This is a genomic window from Paenibacillus sp. FSL R5-0914 (assembly GCF_038004525.1).
In the GTDB taxonomy this organism is placed as follows: domain Bacteria; phylum Bacillota; class Bacilli; order Paenibacillales; family Paenibacillaceae; genus Paenibacillus_AQ.
Genome location: NZ_JBBORH010000001.1, coordinates 782074 through 803332 on the forward strand (window position 1 = coordinate 782074; position 21259 = coordinate 803332).

Annotated in this window: 17 protein-coding genes and 1 other RNA gene; 5 read left to right on the forward strand and 13 right to left on the reverse strand. The window is 45.6% G+C overall.

The annotated features are described in order from the left end of the window. Positions 1-14: 14 nt before the first annotated feature. The 9 genes from ffs to rpoE form a co-directional block, all read right to left on the reverse strand. Positions 15-283, reverse strand: an RNA gene (gene ffs / locus MKX60_RS03310) — signal recognition particle sRNA large type. A 116-nt stretch (positions 284-399) separates the two neighbouring features. Continuing rightward, on the reverse strand, positions 400-597 hold the full coding sequence (gene rpmE / locus MKX60_RS03315) for a 50S ribosomal protein L31 (RefSeq protein WP_042123239.1): 198 nt from the start codon (positions 595-597) through the stop codon (positions 400-402). 131 nt (positions 598-728) lie between these two features. Further along, entirely contained in the window at positions 729-2006 is a 1278-nt protein-coding gene (locus tag MKX60_RS03320) for a radical SAM protein (protein ID WP_042183978.1), read from the reverse strand. A 25-nt stretch (positions 2007-2031) separates the two neighbouring features. After that, positions 2032-3384, reverse strand: a complete 1353-nt coding sequence (gene rho, locus MKX60_RS03325; protein WP_042123234.1) for a transcription termination factor Rho — start codon at positions 3382-3384, stop codon at positions 2032-2034. A 163-nt stretch (positions 3385-3547) separates the two neighbouring features. Next, complete coding sequence (locus MKX60_RS03330; RefSeq protein WP_060623903.1) at positions 3548-4801, reverse strand: UDP-N-acetylglucosamine 1-carboxyvinyltransferase; 1254 nt, start codon at positions 4799-4801, stop codon at positions 3548-3550. Between the two features lie 187 nt (positions 4802-4988). After that, positions 4989-5843: a class II fructose-1,6-bisphosphate aldolase gene (gene fba / locus MKX60_RS03335; RefSeq protein ID WP_036679934.1), complete on the reverse strand. Its 855-nt coding sequence runs from the start codon at positions 5841-5843 to the stop codon at positions 4989-4991. Between the two features lie 208 nt (positions 5844-6051). Further along, positions 6052-6438: a response regulator gene (locus tag MKX60_RS03340; RefSeq protein ID WP_042123230.1), complete on the reverse strand. Its 387-nt coding sequence runs from the start codon at positions 6436-6438 to the stop codon at positions 6052-6054. Positions 6439-6808: 370 nt separating this feature from the next. Continuing rightward, positions 6809-8416 (reverse strand): CTP synthase, encoded by a 1608-nt coding sequence (locus tag MKX60_RS03345; RefSeq protein ID WP_076286902.1) that lies wholly within the window; start codon positions 8414-8416, stop codon positions 6809-6811. A 326-nt stretch (positions 8417-8742) separates the two neighbouring features. Beyond that, positions 8743-9294, reverse strand: coding sequence for a DNA-directed RNA polymerase subunit delta (gene rpoE / locus MKX60_RS03350; protein WP_042183972.1), 552 nt, complete (start codon positions 9292-9294; stop codon positions 8743-8745). Positions 9295-9752: 458 nt separating this feature from the next. On the opposite strand from rpoE, the gene MKX60_RS03355 reads away from it, so the two are divergent. Then, positions 9753-10922: a S8 family peptidase gene (locus tag MKX60_RS03355; protein ID WP_076286901.1), complete on the forward strand. Its 1170-nt coding sequence runs from the start codon at positions 9753-9755 to the stop codon at positions 10920-10922. Between the two features lie 127 nt (positions 10923-11049). Here the strand turns inward: MKX60_RS03355 and argS are convergent, their stop codons facing one another. The 3 genes from argS to MKX60_RS03370 form a co-directional block, all read right to left on the reverse strand. Further along, complete coding sequence (argS, locus tag MKX60_RS03360; protein ID WP_076121339.1) at positions 11050-12735, reverse strand: arginine--tRNA ligase; 1686 nt, start codon at positions 12733-12735, stop codon at positions 11050-11052. Further along, positions 12732-13175: a DUF1934 domain-containing protein gene (locus MKX60_RS03365; RefSeq protein WP_341060267.1), complete on the reverse strand. Its 444-nt coding sequence runs from the start codon at positions 13173-13175 to the stop codon at positions 12732-12734. Before MKX60_RS03365 ends, argS begins: the two co-directional genes overlap by 4 nt. Before the next feature lie 326 nt (positions 13176-13501). Continuing rightward, the gene (locus MKX60_RS03370) at positions 13502-14686 is read right to left on the reverse strand and encodes a sialidase family protein (protein WP_341059078.1); all 1185 of its coding nucleotides are present in this window, start codon (positions 14684-14686) and stop codon (positions 13502-13504) included. A gap of 224 nt (positions 14687-14910) precedes the next feature. Here MKX60_RS03370 and MKX60_RS03375 point away from each other — a divergent pair, with 224 nt between their 5' ends. Together MKX60_RS03375 and MKX60_RS03380 are read left to right on the forward strand one after the other, a co-directional pair. Further along, complete coding sequence (locus MKX60_RS03375) at positions 14911-16971, forward strand: transglycosylase domain-containing protein (protein ID WP_076286898.1); 2061 nt, start codon at positions 14911-14913, stop codon at positions 16969-16971. A gap of 201 nt (positions 16972-17172) precedes the next feature. Beyond that, positions 17173-17646, forward strand: coding sequence for an AbrB/MazE/SpoVT family DNA-binding domain-containing protein (locus MKX60_RS03380; protein WP_076286897.1), 474 nt, complete (start codon positions 17173-17175; stop codon positions 17644-17646). A 99-nt stretch (positions 17647-17745) separates the two neighbouring features. Here MKX60_RS03380 and MKX60_RS03385 read toward each other — a convergent pair whose 3' ends face one another. Further along, positions 17746-18252, reverse strand: coding sequence for a YwhD family protein (locus tag MKX60_RS03385; protein ID WP_076286896.1), 507 nt, complete (start codon positions 18250-18252; stop codon positions 17746-17748). 103 nt (positions 18253-18355) lie between these two features. Between MKX60_RS03385 and MKX60_RS03390 the strand changes: the two genes are divergently transcribed. Together MKX60_RS03390 and MKX60_RS03395 are read left to right on the forward strand one after the other, a co-directional pair. Further along, positions 18356-20362 (forward strand): M1 family metallopeptidase, encoded by a 2007-nt coding sequence (locus MKX60_RS03390; protein WP_341059080.1) that lies wholly within the window; start codon positions 18356-18358, stop codon positions 20360-20362. An 11-nt stretch (positions 20363-20373) separates the two neighbouring features. Next, positions 20374-21204 carry a hypothetical protein gene (locus MKX60_RS03395; protein ID WP_339268106.1) on the forward strand — a complete coding sequence of 277 codons (831 nt, stop codon included), beginning with the start codon at positions 20374-20376 and terminating at the stop codon, positions 21202-21204. Positions 21205-21259 lie beyond the last annotated feature (55 nt).

Consider the following 21259-nt stretch of genomic DNA (forward strand, 5'->3'; position numbering starts at 1 on the left):
AACAGAATTATAAACCGTGCACCTGTTATTGATGACTACGATCCAAGCGGCAACCCTACATGACTGCTCGGGCTAGGCCACCCTCCGGCACAAGAGTAAACTTACTTATGGCTGCTTCCTTCCGGACCTGACCAGGTTCATAAGCACTCATTGCGGAGGACCCAACCGTCAACACAGCCCGTAGGAACCAAGGCCTCACATCGATAGCACCTCTAACAGGAATTCAACCTCGCTACAGCGGATTGCGAGTTACAGGGCACCGCTACCTCCCCGTCTAGCACGGCGAAGATAAGTATAGCTCACGCTCGGACAAAAATCAACTCCAAGACATAAAATGAGCCCCCAGCGAGAAAGCTGGGAGCTCGATCTAACCATTAAGCCGCTAAGCGGCTATTCCAATTAGATACCGTATTTCTTCTTGAATTTATCAACGCGACCGCCGGCATCCAGGAACTTCTGCTTGCCAGTGAAGAAAGGATGGCAGCTGGAGCAAATTTCAACACGAAGCTCTTGTTTAACAGAGCCAGCTTCGAAAGAGTTGCCACATGCGCAGGTTACCTTAGTTAAGTTATACTTTGGTTGAATTGCTGCTTGCATTTTGAATTTCACCTCTCATGCCCTAAGCCTCATGCGGACCCAGAGTTATATGATTACACTGTGGTATTTTAGCACGAAAAATTCAATTGATCAATATGTTTCATTGGTAATTCATTGGTACATTTAATCTATTAAATGTTGAGTTGCCGTTGCTTTACCCGAGCCATATTTGCTGGTGGTACATGTGTGTAAGAACCAATAACAACATCCGGCAATTCGTCCCGGAAAATTTCCAGCATCGTCTTCATGCCGAGAATTTCACCCTTAGCAGGAGGAATTAACTCCAGATAACTCTCTGGATCAATGTTCAGATTACGCATCTGAATAAGCTTCAGATCCGTACGTCTTACAAACTCCACCATCGCCTCAATCTCTTCTTCGCGATCAGTTACTCCAGGGAAAATCAGATAGTTGATCGATGTGTAAACACCTTGCGAGGCAGCATATTTCAAAGACTTCTCTACATTAGCCAATGTGTAGCCACGTGGTTTGTAATAAGCATTGTAATGATCATCTAGAGCACTAATCGTGCTGACACGCATCAAATCCAGCCCAGCATCGACGATTCCACGAATATGATCGCTTAAGCCAGCATTGGTGTTGATATTAATGTAGCCCATGTCAGTAATCGAGCGCACTTCACGGATTGCTTCTATAATAAGTTTTGCCTGCGTAGAAGGCTCACCTTCACAGCCTTGTCCAAAACTGATAATCGATTCAGGCGTCTTCAAGTGCTCCAACATAACTTGTGAAATTTCATTGACCGTTGGTCGGAAATTCATACGAGTCTGCGGAGACACAAAACCACTATCATCAGGTTGCTCAGAAATACAGCCAAAACATCCAGCATTACATGAATAAGAGACAGGTACACCGCCCTCCCAACGCCCTAAGAAGGTGTTGGAGGAAGTCAGGCATTCATAACCAAGCGCACAGTTAGAAAGATGCTCATAGAGACGGTTATCAGGATATTTGGCAGTCAACTCGCCAACGCTTACCTCAAGATCCTGTTTATCACAGTTCAGTGGGTTCCACTTCTCCGGATTATCGGTTGGATCCGCCGCAACATAGAACCCGCCATCCTTCCACACTACAGCCGAATACCCAAACAGAGGAAGCTTGTAAGACTTATCTGTCTTTACATACCCAGGAAGACACAAGCGAGTATAGCCCTGAGGCAGCAGCGCGCCTACAGCCTGTGAGCCATCCGGCAACGCCATCATTTCACCTGTCTCAGGATCCATACCCACAGCCCGCGTACTAGGCAAGCCCACAAGAGTGGCGCCTTCAGGCAGCGGAATCAACTCTTCCTCCAACATTTCAACGATCATATCCCCACTACGGGCTAACCCGTACAGTTCTGGATGATCATATACGTTTCCTTGCCCGTCGGCATATACCAAATACATGTTAGTCTCCTCTTATTATCAATTCTCAAGTTGTAGGTACTGAAGAAGTCTTTGCCCGTGTTGTGCGACGAGCAGCCGTACCACTGTTGGAAGTTCCTCCGCTACTTGCAGTTCCATTTGGCGATTGTTTAGCTCCCGCAACGTCAAATGATGCTAAGAATTCAGCATTAGTCTTTGTATCACGCAGCTTTTTGATGAATCCCTCCACAAAATCGTAGGATTCATTCATATTTTTGCGAATCGCCCAGATCGTATCAAGCTCTTCTTTGCTCAAGAGCACTTCTTCACGACGTGTACCTGAACGACGAATATCAATAGCAGGGAATATACGGCGTTCCGCCAATTTTCGGTCCAAATGAAGCTCCATATTACCAGTACCCTTAAACTCTTCATAAATAATATCATCCATACGTGATCCGGTATCAATTAAAGCAGTTGCTAAAATAGTCAGTGAACCGCCCTCTTCTACATTCCGTGCAGAGCCAAAAAACCGTTTCGGCCGATGAAAGGCTGCTGGGTCAATCCCCCCACTAAGCGTGCGTCCAGATGGTGGAACCACAAGATTATACGCACGTGCAAGACGGGTAATGCTGTCTAAAAGAATAACTACATCCTTCTTGTGCTCAACTAAACGAAGAGCTCTTTGCAACACAAGTTCGGCCACTTTAATATGATTCTCTGGAAGCTCATCAAACGTCGATGCAACCACTTCGCCTTTTACTGAACGCTGCATATCAGTTACTTCTTCGGGACGCTCATCTATTAGCAATACAAAGAGTTCAATCTCAGGATTATTAGTGGAAATACTATTGGCAATTTCTTTCAAGAGGAGCGTTTTTCCTGCTTTAGGAGGTGCTACAATCAAACCCCGCTGCCCCAAACCTACAGGAGCGAGCAAATCCATTATTCGGGTAGACAAATGAGTAGGGGATGTTTCAAGCGGTAGCTTGTCTTGCGGATAAAGTGGTGTTAATGCTGGAAAATGTAGTCGCTCCGCTGCACTAGCAGGGTTCTCGCCATTAACGGCATTGACTTGAAGCAGGCCAAAATATCGTTCATTTTCTTTCGGCGTCCGGCATTTCCCAGATACAAGATCTCCGCTTCTGAGATCAAACTTCCGAATTTGTGAGGCTGAGATATAAATATCTTCAGCGCTAGGCAAATAGTTAATCGGCCTTAGAAATCCATAACCCTCGGGTAGAATTTCCAGTACGCCTTCCATAAACATAAGACCGCTTTGCTCTGCCTGTGCCCGAAGGATCGCAAAGATCAGTTCCCGTTTCTTCAGCTGTCCGTAATAAGGGATCTGGTATTTCTTGGCCAGCTTATACAACTCGGTCAGCTTCATTTCTTCCAAATCGGAAATTTGAAGATCCATGTAATAACCACCTATTCAATTTTTAAATGAGTTCGCCCTAGTCTATCTACTAGGCAAAATGATGAGTCTATTAAAATGCCCATTAGGATATTAATACCCAATTTGGAAGGATATATGCGGTAAATAAGCAAATAAACCTCCTTCCAAACGGGATATCCTAATTTTATTCGTTCTCACGCCAAACATGAGCACCAAGTTGTCGAAGGTTGCTCACTAAATTATCATAACCACGGTCAATATATTCTACGCCGGTCACCTCGGTGATCCCATCCCCTACTGTCAATCCAGCAATGACAAGAGCAGCGCCTGCCCGTAAATCAGTCGCTTTCACCTTTGCAGCGTTAAGCTTACCACCCTCAATAATTGCAGAACGGCCTTCAACGCGTATTTTCGCGCCCATTCGCACCAATTCTGGCACATGTTTAAAACGGTTGCTGTAGACGAAATCACTAAGCACACTAACGCCTTCCGCCTGTGTCAACATACTTGTCATAGGAGATTGTAAATCTGTAGGAAAGCCAGGATAGGTCAACGCTTTGACATCTGCGTGCTCATATTTAGCTCTACCTATAACGCGAATACTTTCGTCAAGCTCTTCAATATCAACGCCCATCTCTAAAAGCTTGGCCGTTAAAGCTTCCAAGTGCTTAGGAATAACGTTATCTATCAACACATTACCACGCGTAGCCGCAGCGGCAATCATATAAGTTCCTGCTTGAATCCGATCGGGAATAATGGAGTGACGGCAACCGTGCATCTCCGATACCCCTTCGATTCTGATGGTTTCTGTACCAGCGCCTTTAATAACAGCGCCCATAGAGTTCAATAGGGTTGCTACATCTATAATCTCAGGCTCTTTAGCCGCATTTTCAATAATTGTGGAGCCTTTGGCACGTGAAGCCGCCAGCATGATGTTAATAGTGGCACCTACGCTTGATACGTCTAAATAAATCTTCGCACCGCGTAGCTCTTTAGCATATAAGTGGATAGAACCATGTTCGTTGGTAACTGTTGCTCCCAGTGCCTCGAATCCTTTGATATGCTGATCGATTGGACGAGGTTCGAAGTTACAACCACCGGGTAGACCTATTGTCGCTTCTTTGAATCTTCCAAGTAGAGCTCCCATCATATAATACGAAGCTCGAAGTTTCTTAACCGGACCATTAGGCATAGGTATAGATACAATACGCGAAGGATCAATTTTCATCTGGTTGCCTGACCAAGATACACTTGCGCCAAGCTCTTGCAAGATTTCGGAGTAAACGGCTACATCACTAAGGGACGGTAAATTATCAAGAACAACTTCAGATTCGGCCAAAATCGCCGCAGGAATAAGTGCAATAGCACTATTCTTTGCTCCACTGATGGTTACAACGCCCTCTAGCGGACGTCCACCGCCAATCATTAATTTTTCCATAGATTTATCAATTTCCCCCTACGTGTATTGCAGCTGTGTGGGCAATACGTGCTGTGGACTTTTAGTGATGAAAATGGAAAGACACCGGCTAAGCGGTGTGCTTTCCTCATCAAACTATTCAACTGGGCAGAGCTACACCCTGCCCTTTACAAATTGCTTGTCCACCTGTGGCGGAAGCTAACAATGATTAGGCTTTGTTGTTGGATCCAAATTCGCGGATTTTACCGATAACGGTTTCTTTGATCGCATCGCGACCTGGTGCGATGAATGTACGTGGATCGTAAGCATCAGGTTTAGCAGCTAGAACTTCGCGGACAACTTTTGCGAACACGATTTGGTTCTCAGTGTTTACGTTGATTTTGGAAGTACCCAAGGAGATAGCTTTCTTGATGTCATGTTCAGGAATACCTGTACCACCATGAAGAACCATTGGGATGTTAGTAGCGTCGCGGATTTCTTCCATTTCTTTAAATCCGAGGTTAGGCTCGCCATGGTAAGGTCCATGAACGGAACCTAGTGCAGGAGCCAAAGTGTCGATACCTGTTTCTTTAACAATACGTACGCACTCATCAAGCTTAGCATACATGATGCCGCCGATAACGTCGTCTTCTTGTCCACCAACAGTACCTACTTCTGCTTCTACAGAAACACCTTTAGCGTGAGCATATTCAACGACTTTTTTAGTCATATCAATGTTCTCATCGATTGGGTGGTGGGAACCGTCGATCATTACGGATGTAAATCCAGCATCAATTGCTGCTTTACATTTATCAAAGCTAGATCCATGGTCAAGGTGGATCGCTACAGGAACTGTGATATTCATATCGATAATTAGACCTTCTACCATTTTAACAACAGTAGTGAAGCCGCCCATGTGACGTGCTGCGCCTTCGGATACACCAAGGATTACTGGTGATTTCTCTTGTTCAGCGGCACCAAGAATAGCTTGTGTCCACTCCAAGTTGTTAATGTTGTACTGACCTACTGCGTATTTTCCTTCAAGTGCTTTGTTCAACATGTCTGTCATAGATACTAATGGCATGGTTTCATCCTCCTAAGAATGTTGGTTGGCTATGTTTTTAAACCGACATCACATACAGGCTTATTATAACACATCCTGAGTCAAATACTAAATAGGATAAACAAAAAAATGTCCCGGTGGGACGATTTTTATCCAGCCCGTATAGCATTTGCACTCAAACTGTTTATAATCACCATAACCAAATAGAATCGATACAGAAAATATCACTTTAACTGCATTGATCTACAGACTTATTATGAAGATGCATATTGACCGCTACCCGCATTTCATCGATGTCAAATGGCTTTGTGAAATGCATCAATGCGCCTAGCTTGGTTGCTTCCTTAATCATATCCAGCTCCCCATAAGCGGTCATCATTATGACCTTAATGGATGGATTTAGTTCCTTCAGATGCTTCAGAATCTCGAGTCCATCCATTCCCGGTATTTTCATATCGAGCAAAACCAAGTCAGGAGACTCACTGCGAACAATGTCTAAGGCCAATTTTCCGTTAGCTGCTTGAAATGTCGTATATCCTTCGCTATTGAACACTTCCATAAGAAGAATCCGAATCCCATTCTGATCATCGACAATTAACACTTTCTTTTTTTCCATATAATACCCTCCCAGAGATTAAGCCAGATTGACTATACCGCGCTCTCCACAGCTAACGGCCCCTTCAGAAACTAACCCATACGAAACCTATTATTCGTGCTTCACTGCTCAAATCCTGCTAATTGGATAAAATGGGTAAATAAAGAGTCTGAATTACAGTGATGTCATTTACGGAGCTCTTCAAAATGGACAAACAGGCATAAACACCTTCGGTGTCCCTATAAGGACGGTAAGCGTTTAAGCGAAAAATATTAGACATATAGGATAGATGAACAACTTATACTTTCGAATAGTTAAAAAAAAAGAGCCTCCTATGGGAGGCTCTTCAGGTTTGATACAGAACCCGCAGGTTCCGATTATATTTACAAAATTACTGCTGTTCGGAATGAGTCAAAGAAGCTTTGACGAAATCACGGAACAACGGTTGTGGACGGTTCGGACGTGAAGTGAATTCCGGATGGAATTGAACCGACAAGAACCAAGGATGTCCCGGAAGCTCTACGATCTCAACTAAACGGCCATCTGGAGAGGTTCCGGAAATAACCAGACCTGCTTTTTCAATCTCATCACGGTACGTATTGTTGAACTCATACCGGTGACGGTGACGCTCATAAACCAGTTCATCATCGTAGCAAGACATTGCCAGGGAACCCTCAGCAATCTTACAAGGATACAAGCCAAGACGCATAGTACCGCCCATATCTTCAATATCCTTCTGCTCAGGAAGCAGATCGATCAGTGGATATGTTGTGTTCGGATCAATTTCGGAGCTATTCGCACCTTGTAGACCTAGAACAGAACGGCCATATTCGATTACGGAAACTTGCATACCTAAGCAAATTCCGAAGAAAGGTATCAATTTCTCACGGGCATAACGAATCGCGGAGATTTTACCTTCAATTCCCCGATCACCGAAACCACCAGGAACAAGAATACCACCAATACCACGCAGCATTTCATCCACGTTCTCATCCGTAATTTCCTCTGCATTCACCCAGCGAATCTTAACCTCTGCATTAGCAGCAAAGCCTGCGTGTGAAAGTGATTCAACAACGCTCAAATAAGCGTCATGCAGTGCTACGTACTTACCAACAATCGCAATTTCCACTGTTTTTTCAAGCTTCTGAATCCGTTCAAGCATACTTTCCCATTCACGCATATCTGGCGCAGGTGTTGTAAGCTTCAAATGATTAACAACAATCTCGTCCAATCCTTCATCACGAAGATTCAATGGAACTTCATACAACGTTGAAGCATCGCGGCATTCCACAACAGCATTAGCATCAATATCGCAAAAGAGTGCGATCTTCGCTTTCATATCTGCGGAAAGCTCATATTCCGTACGGCACACGATGACATTCGGTTGAATACCGATACTGCGCAGCTCTTTAACACTGTGTTGTGTCGGCTTTGTCTTCACTTCTCCAGCAGCCTTGATATAAGGAATCAAGGTTACGTGGATATACATCACATTTTCCCGTCCGATATCACTCTTGATCTGACGAATGGCTTCCAGGAACGGAAGACTTTCAATATCACCTACGGTTCCACCAATCTCTGTGATTACAACATCAGAGTTGGTCTCGCGGCCAGCACGGAACACGCGTTCTTTGATCTCATTCGTAATGTGTGGGATAACTTGTACAGTTCCGCCCAAATACTCTCCACGACGTTCCTTGCTGATTACGGATGAATAGATCTTACCTGTCGTCACATTGTTGTTCTTTGACAGATTAATATCAATAAACCGTTCATAGTGTCCAAGGTCAAGGTCAGTCTCCGCACCGTCATCGGTTACGAATACTTCACCGTGCTGATAAGGACTCATCGTTCCAGGGTCTACGTTAAGATACGGATCAAATTTCTGAATCGTTACCTTTAGACCTCTGTTTTTGAGCAGCCTGCCCAGCGAAGCGGCGGTAATGCCCTTGCCCAGGGAAGACACAACGCCACCCGTTACAAAAATATACTTTGTCACTGTAAAACCCTCCTAAATAAAGTCCAGACATAAAAGCGGCGCATGGTGTTTATCGTAACCCGTTTTACTATCATCAAAACAGGGGAAATCAAAAGTTTGATTCACCGGGGAAAACATAAAACGTCGTCCCGCAAATTACATAAAACTACAGCTACTTTGCATCTAAAAAAACAAAAAAGTGACACCCGTAGAACCGGGGCACTTTTTATTTTAAGAAACGCGTTTATTAACTTACATGATAAGCCCATGCAATAGTTTACTCTGACGTTCCCCCACTGTCAAGGGAGGAATTATACCATCAGCAAGACTCTTTGAAATTATTTATCTTACTTGTCAGCTTCTGCATCGTCTTCATCTGAGTCATCTTCTGCATCGTCTTCATCTGAGTCATCTTCGTCTATGTCATCTTCATCGATCACGACATCTTCGTCGACTTCTTCTTCGCTGTCGTCGTCGGAATAGAGGTCGTCGCGATCTTCGTCGATAGCGTCGAAATCCTCTTCTTCAGCAGCGTAGTTTTCTTCTTCTTCAGCAAAGTCGTCATCTTCCAAATCATCGTCTTCATCGTTGATGATACGCACGCGTTTGGTGTTACCAACCGGATCATCAGAGCGCTCTAGAGGATACCAGCGTTTCAATCCCCAAAGGTTGGTTCCGACACAGGCAAAACGCCCATCAATGTTAATCTCGGTATATAACTGGGCAATAGTATCTTGGCTTTGTTGATCGGTCATGCCGCGCAACTTGGCTACCTCGACCATCAGATCACGGTAATAATACGGTGTATTGGCTGCCTTAAGCACTAGAAAGGCCAAATCCACCATCGGCATTTCTTTAACTTTCTCAGGGTCTAGCTTTAAATTGAGTGGCGTACTCACTAAAGGACACTTCCTCTCACGCATTGTTCACATTACGGTTTATTTCAATAATATCCATTAACAAAACTAAGTAAAACCTATTTGACAACAAATTGCAAGTCAAAAGCGGTAACAGCTAACAGAAAGAGCCTTCAGGCTGTTATCCATAGCAGAAACCTGTCTCCATCTTGAAGAAGGATAAACCCAAAACATATGTACCTGTGTGAAACTTATAATTCCTTTTAAATAAAAAAAGGCGGAGGAAACCCTCCGCGCATGACTGTATCCACGCCAAGGATCGGCTCCTTACGTGATGTTACAAAGAGAGTGTTAATCTCTTCTGTCTATTTTATGTAAAGCGCCGTCTTTTGACACGATGGGCAGCCCATTTCGTTAAAAAAGGGCAAGTTCCCATTCGGACCCCCTCTTCCACTCATACAATATGGCAGCAGGGCACCGAGGAGGGGACAGCGAAACCTATGGACTATTACAAATTTTGGAACATGCTTCTTGAAGAAATATCGGTTGCCCCCAACAATGGTGAGCGGCGTATTCTTACCTTCAATGATCCCCGCCAGTATGCCGGGGCATTCACACAATGGAAGGCGCTGAAAGCGAAGCAGCCTGAGCTGCGGCAAGTGCAGGTATCTCCGCTGATTCGGGCCTTTTTTGTGCCTGCTGCCGGAGCTGGAAAACTAATGAACCGATTTGCAGACCTCCTAAATATCGAAGAGGATCTACAAATACAAATCCATTCCATAGCTAACGAAAAGAGCGGTACCGCCACACTCCCTTGGGGAGTAAAAGCCATTCATGCTCCTCAGGCATGGTCCAAATCAACCGGAGTTCACGTCAAAATCGGCGTAATCGACACAGGTGCTGATTACCGCCATCCCGATCTGAAGCATTCATTAGCCTCTGGGGTCAACTTACTACACCGCGGAATGTTGCCGCTAGATGATAATGGACACGGGACTCATATCGCCGGCACTCTAGCTGCGGCAGGAGGAACACGCGGTATGATGGGAGTGGCTCCACGAGCGTTGCTATATCCAGTCAAGGCTTTTGATCATAGCGGCTCCGCGTATGTATCGGACATTGTACTGGGCATTGATTGGTGCGTACAGAATAAAATTGATATCATCAATATGAGCTTCGGAATGAAAACTAGAAGCAAAGCGCTTCACAATGTGGTTATTAAAGCGTACCGAGCCGGAATCGCTGTCATCGCCTCATCCGGGAATGATGGAAAACGTGGCGGAGACTACCCCGCACGTTATCCTGAGACGATTGCCGTGGGTGCCATCGATAAAAGACATCGTGTTGCTGGCTTCAGCAACCGCGGTTCTTATATCGATGTCTATGGCCCCGGCGAAGGCGTGACCTCCTGTTGGCTGAAGGAGGGCTACAAAGAGATGAGCGGCACCTCCATGGCGACCTCGCATGTCACGGGAGCCGCTGCACTGCTGCTCGCGGTGCGACCGGGGCTCTCGCCAAGGGAGCTGAAGCTGCTCTTGCGCCGTACCGCGTCCCCGGTGCGGCTGCGCAAGGGGCAGCGACGCGCATCCCTTGGCGGCGGCGCTGCCGATGCCCTACGCCTGCTGAAAGCAGGAGTGAGGGCCAAGCGGGCGGTATCCGCGAACGTATAGACCCTACCCGGGCACCGGGTGGGTCACTCTGACGTGAGCGCAGCTTGTGCCGGTGCGAAGAACGGCACAAAATAAAATCCGCCTCCCAGGGAACCGGAAGGCGGATTTTTTGTCGTTTGATGTTGAATTACATGCGATCCGGTGCGGAAACACCAACAAGGCGCAGGACATTAGCAATGGTGGTACGCGCAGCACCAAGCAGTGCAAGACGTGCCACAGTTTGAGCGGCATCCTCAGTGATTACACGTTCAGCTTTGTAATAACTGTGGAACATCGCAGCCAGCTCATATACATAACGGATGAGGCGATGTGGAGCATAACCTTCAGCCGCAACAGCAATTTCTGCTGGGAGCTCACCAATTTTGCGCAGCAGGTCATATTCATGCACTGCTGTCAGCTTGGAGAAGTCAATCTCAGCGTAATCAGGAATGGAGATCCCTTGCTCCTCTGCCTGACGGAAGATGCTGCAGATACGCGCATGCGCATATTGAACGTAGAATACAGGGTTCTCATTAGAAGTAGAGATCGCCAAGTCCATATCGAAATCGAGATGGGAATCCATGCTACGCATGGTGAAGAAATAACGAATCGCATCGATTCCTACTTCTTCCATCAAATCTTCCATCGTAACCGCTTTGCCGGTACGTTTCGACATTTTAACCTTTTCACCATTCTGGAACAGGCTGACCATCTGAGCAATCAGAACCACTAGCTTCTCAGGATCATTGCCAAGTGCTGACATCGCCGCTTTCATCCGCGGAATATAGCCATGATGATCCGCACCCCAAATGTTAATCATTTTATCGTAACCACGGCCATACTTATCGCTGTGATAAGCAATGTCCGGTGTAAGGTAGGTGTATGTGCCATCGTTCTTAATCAGAACGCGGTCTTTATCATCGCCATACTTAGTCGTTTGCAGCCAGGTTGCCCCATCCTGCTCATAAACTTCTCCACGATCACGAAGCTCATCTAGCGAGCGTAACACTTCTCCGTTCTCGTACAGGGAAGTCTCACTGAACCAGATATCGAAGTTTACGCGGAATAGTCCCAGATCACGTTTGATTTTATCGAGCTCTTTATTAAGTCCATAAGTCCGGAAAAAAGCTGCGCGGTCACTCGGGCTCATTTCGAGTAGTGTATCACCCTTTTCAGCCACAAGCTCTTTAGCAAATCCCTTAATATCCTCGCCATGGTAACCGTCTTCAGGCATTTCTGCTTCTTGGCCCAGCTCCTGCAGGTAACGAGTTTCAATGGATTTGCACAGGTTGACCACCTGGTTACCGGCATCATTAATATAATATTCCCGTGTCACCTGATAGCCTGCATAATCAAGTACGTTGCAAAGCGCATCGCCGACAGCAGCACCACGAGCATGTCCTAAATGAAGGCTACCCGTTGGATTAGCGCTGACGAACTCCATTTCAACCTTCTGACCTTGACCGATGTTAATACGGCCATAATCATCACCCTGCTCAGCAACAAGGCTGATAATTGGATACAAATAATTCTTGGACAACGTAAAGTTAATAAAGCCTGGTCCGGCAATCTCAGCTTTTTCAATAGAAGCGCTGCTAGTATCCAAATGTTCTATAATTGCCTCAGCAATTTGGCGCGGGTTACGTTTTGCGATTTTGGTCAGCTGCATAGCAGCGTTCGTAGCCAAATCACCGTGTGCCTTATCTCTTGGTACTTCCAGTACGATATCCGGAACCTCTTCCGGTGCAACAATTCCTGCATTTACAATTGCATCGGCAATGGCTTCTTTTACCCGTTCATTCACTAGCTCCAACGGATTCTTTCTCTGTGTCATAATTTCGGTTCCTCCTGTATATGCAAACTAATAGCAAACTTTCCTGACAATTCCTCGTATACGTACAAATCATATTCCCATGCAACCGTTAGGGAGCGCCCTTCGCGCACCACGTCCAGCTTGTTCGTTTCTGTAGAAAAATTAAACTGTGTATATGGTGAACGATAGAATCCCGGCAGACGCCGTCCGGATTGAAAGCTCTGTTCCGACTGTATCCCACCGTGGCGGATTAGCTTTAGCTGTTTGCCTGCAATCTTTATTGTTGTACGAACAGAAATTTCCTCTCCTCGAGGGCCTTGCTCTAACTCTTCATATTGAATATATAGATGCGGTCCTTTGGATACTACCTCTCCATTCGCTTTCATAACATTCCGCTGACCATCTTGAAGGCTCACGAGCGTAATAGAGACGTCATATTTGTTAGACTGTAATTCGGGCATCACACGTTCCTCCATTCTGCAAGCCTCTGCATTCTGCATAAGAAAAACGCCTGTCGTAAAACTTAAACATTTTTATATTCATTCAAAGGCCTATTCGCTTTCCCATTGTACACTATATCCAGTTCAAAGAAGCATTTCAATCTCAGAATCCATTAGATCTAGCTTAGCTCATAAAATCTTACCATATTGATGGATAAAAGCACACTTGGAACATGTAGTAAAACTGTACACAAGTGCAACCAACTTCATAATCACAAAAAAACGGTTCCCTTAGGAACCGTTTAGAAAACTAAAAGCTATGCTCGCTACCTTTACTAACCCGCCCGTTACAAGGACAAAATTTTCAACGAAAATCTAAGTTGCCAAGATGCGCCGCCATCTTTAGTTACATATAACGATGAATAATCGCGTTCGCGAACGGCTAGCCAGCCTTCTTTATTGCTAGTGAACGAGATTACTCCTTCATACCCAGCAATCGCCGGAAGATTGGTCCACTGCTTGCCACCGTTATATGTGCGTCCTACCGCTACTTTTTCTGCTGCGTCGGAATAACCCACCAAGAAGGCCGTATTGTTCCCTATCAGCTCCAAATTTCCCGGTCTGCCAGATGCAGGCCCTTTATTTACTACAGCTCTTCCACTACCCGGAGCAGGCCCACCCCCAGCAGTTTCCTGAGCGATCACTCTATTCCAGCTTTTACCCTTATTCGTACTTGTATATAGGGAGTATGAGGTTTGACTCATCCCTGAGCCGCCATAGAGAACCACATCAACTTGATCTCCCTTTGAAGTGATTTGCCCATACTCTGGATCGGTAAAGGCTACCTTTAACGATAAACTCCAAGTTTTGCCACCATCTGCGGTCTTCATTACCCGGTAGCCGGTTCCAGGCACAGTTACAACGGCCCAGCCGGTATTACGATCACTGAAATAAGCACCGCGTGTATTGGATGGGGTTGAAATCTTACTCCAGCTCAGTCCCCCGTCCTTGGTGTAATACGTTGACGCCCTGTTATACCCGAAACCAATCTTACTGTCGATAAAATCGATTCTTTCAAAGCTAACAGCTTTATTCGAAAGTCTTTTCCATTCTGAGCCACCATTTGAGGTGCCGATTAAATATCTGGCTTGACCGTCTTCTACAGAAGCAAGGGCAAAACCATGCACGTTATCGGGAAAATCAATCTGTTTAAAGCTCCATTGGCCTTCATAAATTTCTTGAAAATTGCAGCCTCCATCAGAAGTGCCAATCATAAATCCATTGCCTGCTGCCCGTCCGATATTTCCATTCAGAAACTGAACATCAGAAAAGGTAAGCGGTGTGGATACGTCTCCTGAATGCTTGTTTTGCAGAGACTGTAGTAGCCCATGATCTCCAGTGCCGCACGCCGCTGGTATAGCCGATGCAGCAGCATGTACAGAAGAAGCTGATGCACCCCAGCCTGAAACCATTATTAGCGTCGCCGAAAGGGCGGTTATTGTCGTTCTGTGAATCTTTTTCGTCCAGTTCATAGTGACACCTCCTATTGTATATATACCCTAGCTTTCAATCTCTACTCTTTTATACCTCCTGAAGCACGCATGATCCACCATTGAATAGTCACAAAATGGAAACAGTTTGTCATCTCCTATTTAAATCTCCTCCGGTGATAGTCCCTTTAACAGATCACCTAGTTATACAATGAATATCCTTCCAGTTCCTTTCCCATAATACAAGGAGAAGGGAGTCTGGTGTCATGTCACGTGAATCAACGAGTCCACCCAAACGAAAAAGCCGCTTCCGCCGTTTATTCCGGCTGCTGGTAGCCATGATTATATTGTTTCTACTGACCACGGGAGCTCTGCTCGGTTACCTATACCAAAAAGATCTCCCTCCCATTGGCGACGATGTGCGCTCCAAGCTACTCGACTCCAGGGGCAATATTCTTGCCACCTTTACCTCAGACGGGCGTAGCCGTGAACCGGTCAAATTAAGTCAAATTTCTCCCCTGCTCATTGAAGCCACACTAGCCGTCGAGGATCGTAAGTTTTACGAGCATTCCGGATTTGACATGAAGGGAATGGCTCGGGCCGTGCTCGTCAATCTGGAAGAGGGAAACCGAACGCAGGGGGCTAGCACGCTAACTCAGCAGCTCGCGAGAAATCTTTATCTATCCCACGAGAAGACGTGGACGCGTAAAGCTAAAGAAGCCTTGTATACTATGCAGCTCGAGATGAAATACAGCAAAGATGAAATCTTGAACATGTATTTAAATAACATCTACTATGGCCATGGTGCCTATGGCATTGAAGCAGCCTCTCAAATGTATTTTGGTAAATCTGCAGCAGACTTAGACTTGGCAGAGAGTACCATGCTAGCTGGAATTCCAAAAGGACCAACCTATTATTCGCCGTACAATCATTTAGACAACGCTAAAAAACGCCAAAAAATCATTTTGACTGTCATGACCAATTTAGGAGAAATCACACAAGAAGAAGCAGGACAGGCTGTTCAGGAAGACTTGAACTTAAAACCACAAGGCCAGAAGGATACCACTGTGGTTGCACCTTATTTCAGAGATTATATCCGCAATCTGGCCACAGAATCTCTTCACATCAGCAGTGATGAGCTGGAACAAGGGGGACTAAATGTTTACACTACCCTTGACCCTGACATGCAGCATGCCGCAGAACAAGCAGTCGACAAAGAGATGGATCAAAAGAGTGATCTGGAGACCGCTCTTGTTTCCATCGATCCTCGCACTGGCTACATTAAAGCTATGGTCGGCGGAAAAAATTATCGTACCAACCAATACAACCATGCTCTAGCCACCACACGTCAGCCTGGCTCGTCCTTTAAGCCGATCATGTATTTAGCAGCACTCTCTTCTAAAGAGATGACTGGTCTTTCCGTTTTCAAAAGCCAGCCAACGATGTTCCATTATGATAACAATCGCAAAACCTACCAGCCTCGGAACTTCGGGGATAAGTATCTGGGCGAAATCAATATGCGACAAGCCATTGCAGCATCCGACAATATCTATGCTGTGAATACGATCATGAAGATCGGCGCAGATAAGGTGAGCGAGATGGCAGGCAAGATGGGCATTGATAGTCCGCTTCAAAGCGTGCCGTCACTGGCACTCGGTACCTCACCGATCAGTCCGCTAGAAATGGCTGCGGCATTCGCTGTTATTGGAAACAGTGGTCAGAAAATGCCCACCACAGCCATTCTAAAAATAACGGATTCTAATGGTATGGTGCTGTATGAAGCACCACAGCCAAAGGGTGAAGCCATTGTAGAACCTTCTGCCGCCTATGTGTTGACCCGTTTAATGGAGGGGGTATTTGAGACTGGGGGGACAGGAAATCGCGTAGCTTCTATAATCAAACGTCCGGTAGCCGGGAAGACTGGAACTACGGATACAGACGGCTGGATGGTAGGCTTCACCCCCGAGCTGTCCACTGCAGTTTGGGTTGGATATGACAAGGGGCGCGACATCACAACTACCGATGGCCGACGGGCAGCTCCAATTTTTGCGGAGTTTACTGAAAAAGCGTTGGAAAATATCCCGCCTAAGATTTTTCCCATTCCAGATGGCGTAGTCAGTGTATACATCAATCCGCAATCCGGTAAGCTAGCTACAGCAGCCTGTCCCGAAAAAGAACTGGAGACTTTCATTAGTGGAACTGAGCCCACCGAATACTGTGATCAACATGGCAAAGCTCCCGCTGTCGATGATGTACAAAGCAAAGTAGATCCTGCTGAAGAAAGTCGTTCCCTGTGGAACAATATTAAACGCTGGTGGTTGAATTAACCTCTTCATTAATTGAAGAGGTTTTCTTTTTTATTACTTATTTATTGTAGAATCCATAGGATGGCCAAACTCGATTTTCACTTCTCCCACAAAGGATGTAACCGCTTCATTAATTATATTCACCCCATTCTCTTAACTCACAATTACTGCTATAATAGTTAGTAGCAACCAAAATATAAAGATGTAAATGAGGGACATGGGATGAAGGATACAGGCATGATCCGGAGTTTAGACAGTCTTGGGAGAATTGTGGTTCCCGCAGAAATCCGTATGACTCGTAATATCGACATTGGTGATCCTATCGAATTTTTTATATTAAACGATAACACCATCATACTCAGGAAGTACACCTCGACAGAATGTACGTTTTGCAGAAGCCACGACCATGTCACCTACTATAAAGAGCAATTTATTTGCAGTAGCTGTCTAAAAGAAATTGCCGACCCTGAACGCATGTCTCAAGTGCCTGAGGCGCGCCAAGATTTTGCAGGCGAAGTGTCAGAGCACAGCAGCACGATCCGGAAGACGAAGACAGAGGATATGTGCCAACGCCTGGAGCGGGCCATAGAAGAACATCCATATGCCAATCAGAAAGAGCTTGCTGAAATTCTTGGGATCAGTCAAGCTAGAGTAAGTCAACTCAAACGCAAACTTAGTACGGCAGGCAAATCGTAAACTAATTCATTGTGTTCAATTCAAAAAGGCTTCGACTCTCCTATTTCAGGATGTCGAAGCCTTTTTCTGTATCAGGTAACCTTGACCGGGTAATCGTTCCTACTCGGTCAGTGCAGCCTTAAGCTCATCGGAGGACGCAGTCCACCATGCCTCATTATGAGAGATCAAGAGGGATTTGAGGGCAGCTTTTTCAACTGTGCCAAGCCCTCCCACATCGATTTTGCGTTTTAGAGCAGCATCCAACTTATTGACATGCTCGGCGAGAATTTTCCAACCGCGACGTGCTTCCGTATCGATCCACATTTCACAGGCCGTTATTCCGCCATAGAATTGACTATCCTGTGTACGGTCCACTGCTACCCATACTACCCAAACCTGTCTACCGTTAGGTACATCTTCACGGTTCATGGAGAATTTAATCCCCTTTTCAACCTTACTCTTGGCATGCATGGCACCAATATCAATGACTGCTTCACCGCCATCAATAATGACAGGCGATACGTTATTGAGCTCTATAGAGCCCGCTCCAAAGCCTTTATGTTTACTTTTGGCATTCACAATATTTAAGGCAATCTGTTTCTTGCCCTCCGGTTGTATGTTGTCCACGAGTGCACACCCTTCCTCTTACGAATAATTTAATTTTAGCTAATAATGCGGCGATTGCAAACATATACATCCCGTAGATGCTTGTCACGGGAGGAATCACACTATGAAGTCACTGTCATTAAGGTACATCATCATCTTTGCGACCCTGGCCACCCTCGTGCTATTAGGAGGCATATGGGTCTATTCGGGGGATAACTCCACATCTTCTGTTACTAGCTTTGTTTCAAAAGAGGCCAAGTCCTCAAGCGGCATAGCTCCTGCAGCTGCACCACAACAGACACTGCCTGAAAGCGCCCCCGTTCCAGCAGAAGAGGCATTAAGTCAACGAGTTGTCGAGTATCACATCGATGTTCAGCTTGTTCCTGATACAGAAACCTTAATCGCTTCTGAGACGGTAACCTGGACACACCCCGGTGTAAAACCGGTAAGTGATCTATATTTTCATATGTATCCAAATGCTTTTGCTTCATCAGATACTACCTTTATGAAGGAGTCCGGAGGAACGCTCAGAGGTGACACCATGCCAGAGAACGGCTTCGGAAGTATGACTTTAACCGATTTGCGCACAACAGAAGGAACATCACTAATGCAAAGAGTGCAATTTGTACAACCCGATGATGGTAACGTCAACGATAAGACACTCCTAAAGGTACATCTCCCACAGCCGGTTAATGGTGGAGAAAGTGTCACGCTTAAACTCCAGTACGAGGTCCAGCTCCCCAAAATATTTGCCCGTATGGGCGCATCAGGCAATTTCGTGATGGCTGGGCAATGGTTCCCTAAACTTAGTGTATACGAGCCTATGGGCACACGCGGGGTTAAGGAGGAAGGCTGGGATTTGCATCAGTACCACGGCACCTCTGAATTTTACAGCGATTTTGGCATCTTTAATGTAACGATTGCGGTTCCTTCCGACTACACGGTAGCTGCGACCGGATTTCCTGTGAAGAATGCCAAGCTAAAGCAAGATCAGAAAATATATCAGTTCTACGCTGACGATGTCCATGACTTTGCGTGGGCGGCATCCCCTGATTTTACAGTAGCCGAAGAAGCCTTCTCTACGCCAGAAGTGCCTGGTGTACGGATTAAGGTGTATCTCGATCCATTACACAAAGACTTAAAGGAACGATACCTTCAGGCCGCTAAGGCAGCTCTGACCTACTTCAGCAAATGGTATGGTCCTTATCCCTACTCGACTCTGTCTATTATCGTTCCGCCTAAGGAGGGGAATGGGGCTGGAGGAATGGAGTATCCAACACTCATTACAGCGTTTGGAGCCACAGACTCTTCTCCTGACACCTCACTTGAAAGAACCGTCGTTCATGAAATTGGCCATCAATACTTTTACGGCATGGTAGCCAGCAATGAATTCGAAGAGGCTTGGCTAGATGAAAGCTTCACTTCTTATGCTGAAGACAGACTCATGGAGCAAGAATATGGCATCAAAACGAATCTCCCTCTTCAGTCCAGCTTGGTGACCAAATCAGAGACGCTAAATTTAGAAACATGGAAATATGCCGGGGCAGAATCCTATAGCCGGAATGTGTATATTCGCGGAAAGCTAGTACTTAAGGATATTGAACGCCAAGTAGGCACTAAGGCAATGAACAGCATCATGTCCACTTACGCACGTAAATTCCGTTTCCAGCACCCCACTACGTCTGATTTTCAAAAAGTCATTGAGAAGGTAACCAAAAAATCATGGCTGCCTTATTTCGAAGATTATATTTATGGTGGTGGTGCTCCTGATTTCTCAGTAGATACGATTACGATTAAAAAGAATGGCAACAGCGATGCTCAGAGCTATGAATCCATAGTAAAGATTACAAACAAAGGGAGCCATTACGTTGACGTTCCCATTAAATTCACATTCGCCGATGGCTCTGCTACAGAGCGGGTCTGGAGCGGTGAAGGAGCAGAGACTACCTTCCAATTGTTAAGTGATAAGCTTCTGCTCTCTGCTGAGGTTGATCCTGAGCATACCATTCTGTTAGAAAACAAACATCTTAATAACTTCAGACTGGCGGAAATAGAGCCCAAAACGCTCTCCCGCTGGACATTAAGTGTAACTAAACTAGTTGAAACCGTGCTCGGAACTCTTGTCTGGTGAGGTGAATGATTGTGAGAACATCGATAACCCGCGGCTGGCAAAGCATGAAGGAGCAATTTTATATTCTGATTCTGCTCTTCATCTACCGACTGCTCTGGGGCTACTTTATGTACGGCTTCATCCGATCTGCTATCGTTCCAATTCTACTACGTTATCCAGATAAAGACGCTGGAGGCAGCGGAATGGGCAGACTACTCTATTATGTCGAAGGGCAGTTCAGCTTGAACACAGATCCTGCGATACGTACTTGGTTATGGATGTTCCTAGGGCTTGTTGTCTTACGACTGCTACTCTCCCCCTTCATAAGGGCAGGATTACTGCATGAACTCCATCAGGAGCGAAAAGGAGAGCGTGGCCTGTTCTTTTTTCCCGGTATGAAGCTTTATGGATTTCCAGTGTTTATCTTCAGTCTAATCGAATGGGTGCTGGCTCTACTTCCGTTATACTGGCTTGCTCCAAAAATGTACGGGCTATTCTTGTCCTCCTTTCTGAACTACTCTTTGTTACTTCATCTAGTTCCATACGTATTGGCATGGCTTATATACATCTTTATCGTGCGCCTGTTCCTTCTATATATGCAGTTTGGTTATACCAGCGGCACGGGGATGTTCTCTTCCTTATTCATTTGCTTGAAGTCGCTGATTCCGGCAATAGGAATTTCAATCATACTTGGTGCAGCAGGCCTGATCCTTTTGCTAGTGTGCGGACTAACGGGTATCTTCTGTCCTGGCCTACCAGCACTTCTTATTCGTCAACTTTCATCACTGCCCTCAACACTCTTCAAAATGTGGGGAATTTCAGCTCAATATCATCTATGGCAAAGTAAAGCATTTCCACAATAATTTGAAGCATTACAGAACATAATATAAGAGTCCCGGTTCCTGAATCAGGAGCTGG

Bases quoted from the DNA above. Each gene is read 5' to 3' on its own strand.
- fba (WP_036679934.1), bottom strand. From the start codon at position 5,843: ATGCCATTAGTATCTATGACAGACATGTTGAACAAAGCACTTGAAGGA.
- MKX60_RS03330 (WP_060623903.1), bottom strand. From the start codon at position 4,801: ATGGAAAAATTAATGATTGGCGGTGGACGTCCGCTAGAGGGCGTTGTA.
- MKX60_RS03340 (WP_042123230.1), bottom strand. From the start codon at position 6,438: ATGGAAAAAAAGAAAGTGTTAATTGTCGATGATCAGAATGGGATTCGG.
- MKX60_RS03370 (WP_341059078.1), bottom strand. From the start codon at position 14,686: ATGAACTGGACGAAAAAGATTCACAGAACGACAATAACCGCCCTTTCG.
- MKX60_RS03355 (WP_076286901.1), top strand. From the start codon at position 9,753: ATGGACTATTACAAATTTTGGAACATGCTTCTTGAAGAAATATCGGTT.
- MKX60_RS03365 (WP_341060267.1), bottom strand. From the start codon at position 13,175: ATGCCCGAATTACAGTCTAACAAATATGACGTCTCTATTACGCTCGTG.
- MKX60_RS03375 (WP_076286898.1), top strand. From the start codon at position 14,911: ATGTCACGTGAATCAACGAGTCCACCCAAACGAAAAAGCCGCTTCCGC.
- MKX60_RS03320 (WP_042183978.1), bottom strand. From the start codon at position 2,006: ATGTATTTGGTATATGCCGACGGGCAAGGAAACGTATATGATCATCCA.
- rpmE (WP_042123239.1), bottom strand. From the start codon at position 597: ATGCAAGCAGCAATTCAACCAAAGTATAACTTAACTAAGGTAACCTGC.
- MKX60_RS03390 (WP_341059080.1), top strand. From the start codon at position 18,356: ATGAAGTCACTGTCATTAAGGTACATCATCATCTTTGCGACCCTGGCC.
- MKX60_RS03380 (WP_076286897.1), top strand. From the start codon at position 17,173: ATGAAGGATACAGGCATGATCCGGAGTTTAGACAGTCTTGGGAGAATT.
- argS (WP_076121339.1), bottom strand. From the start codon at position 12,735: ATGACACAGAGAAAGAATCCGTTGGAGCTAGTGAATGAACGGGTAAAA.
- rho (WP_042123234.1), bottom strand. From the start codon at position 3,384: ATGGATCTTCAAATTTCCGATTTGGAAGAAATGAAGCTGACCGAGTTG.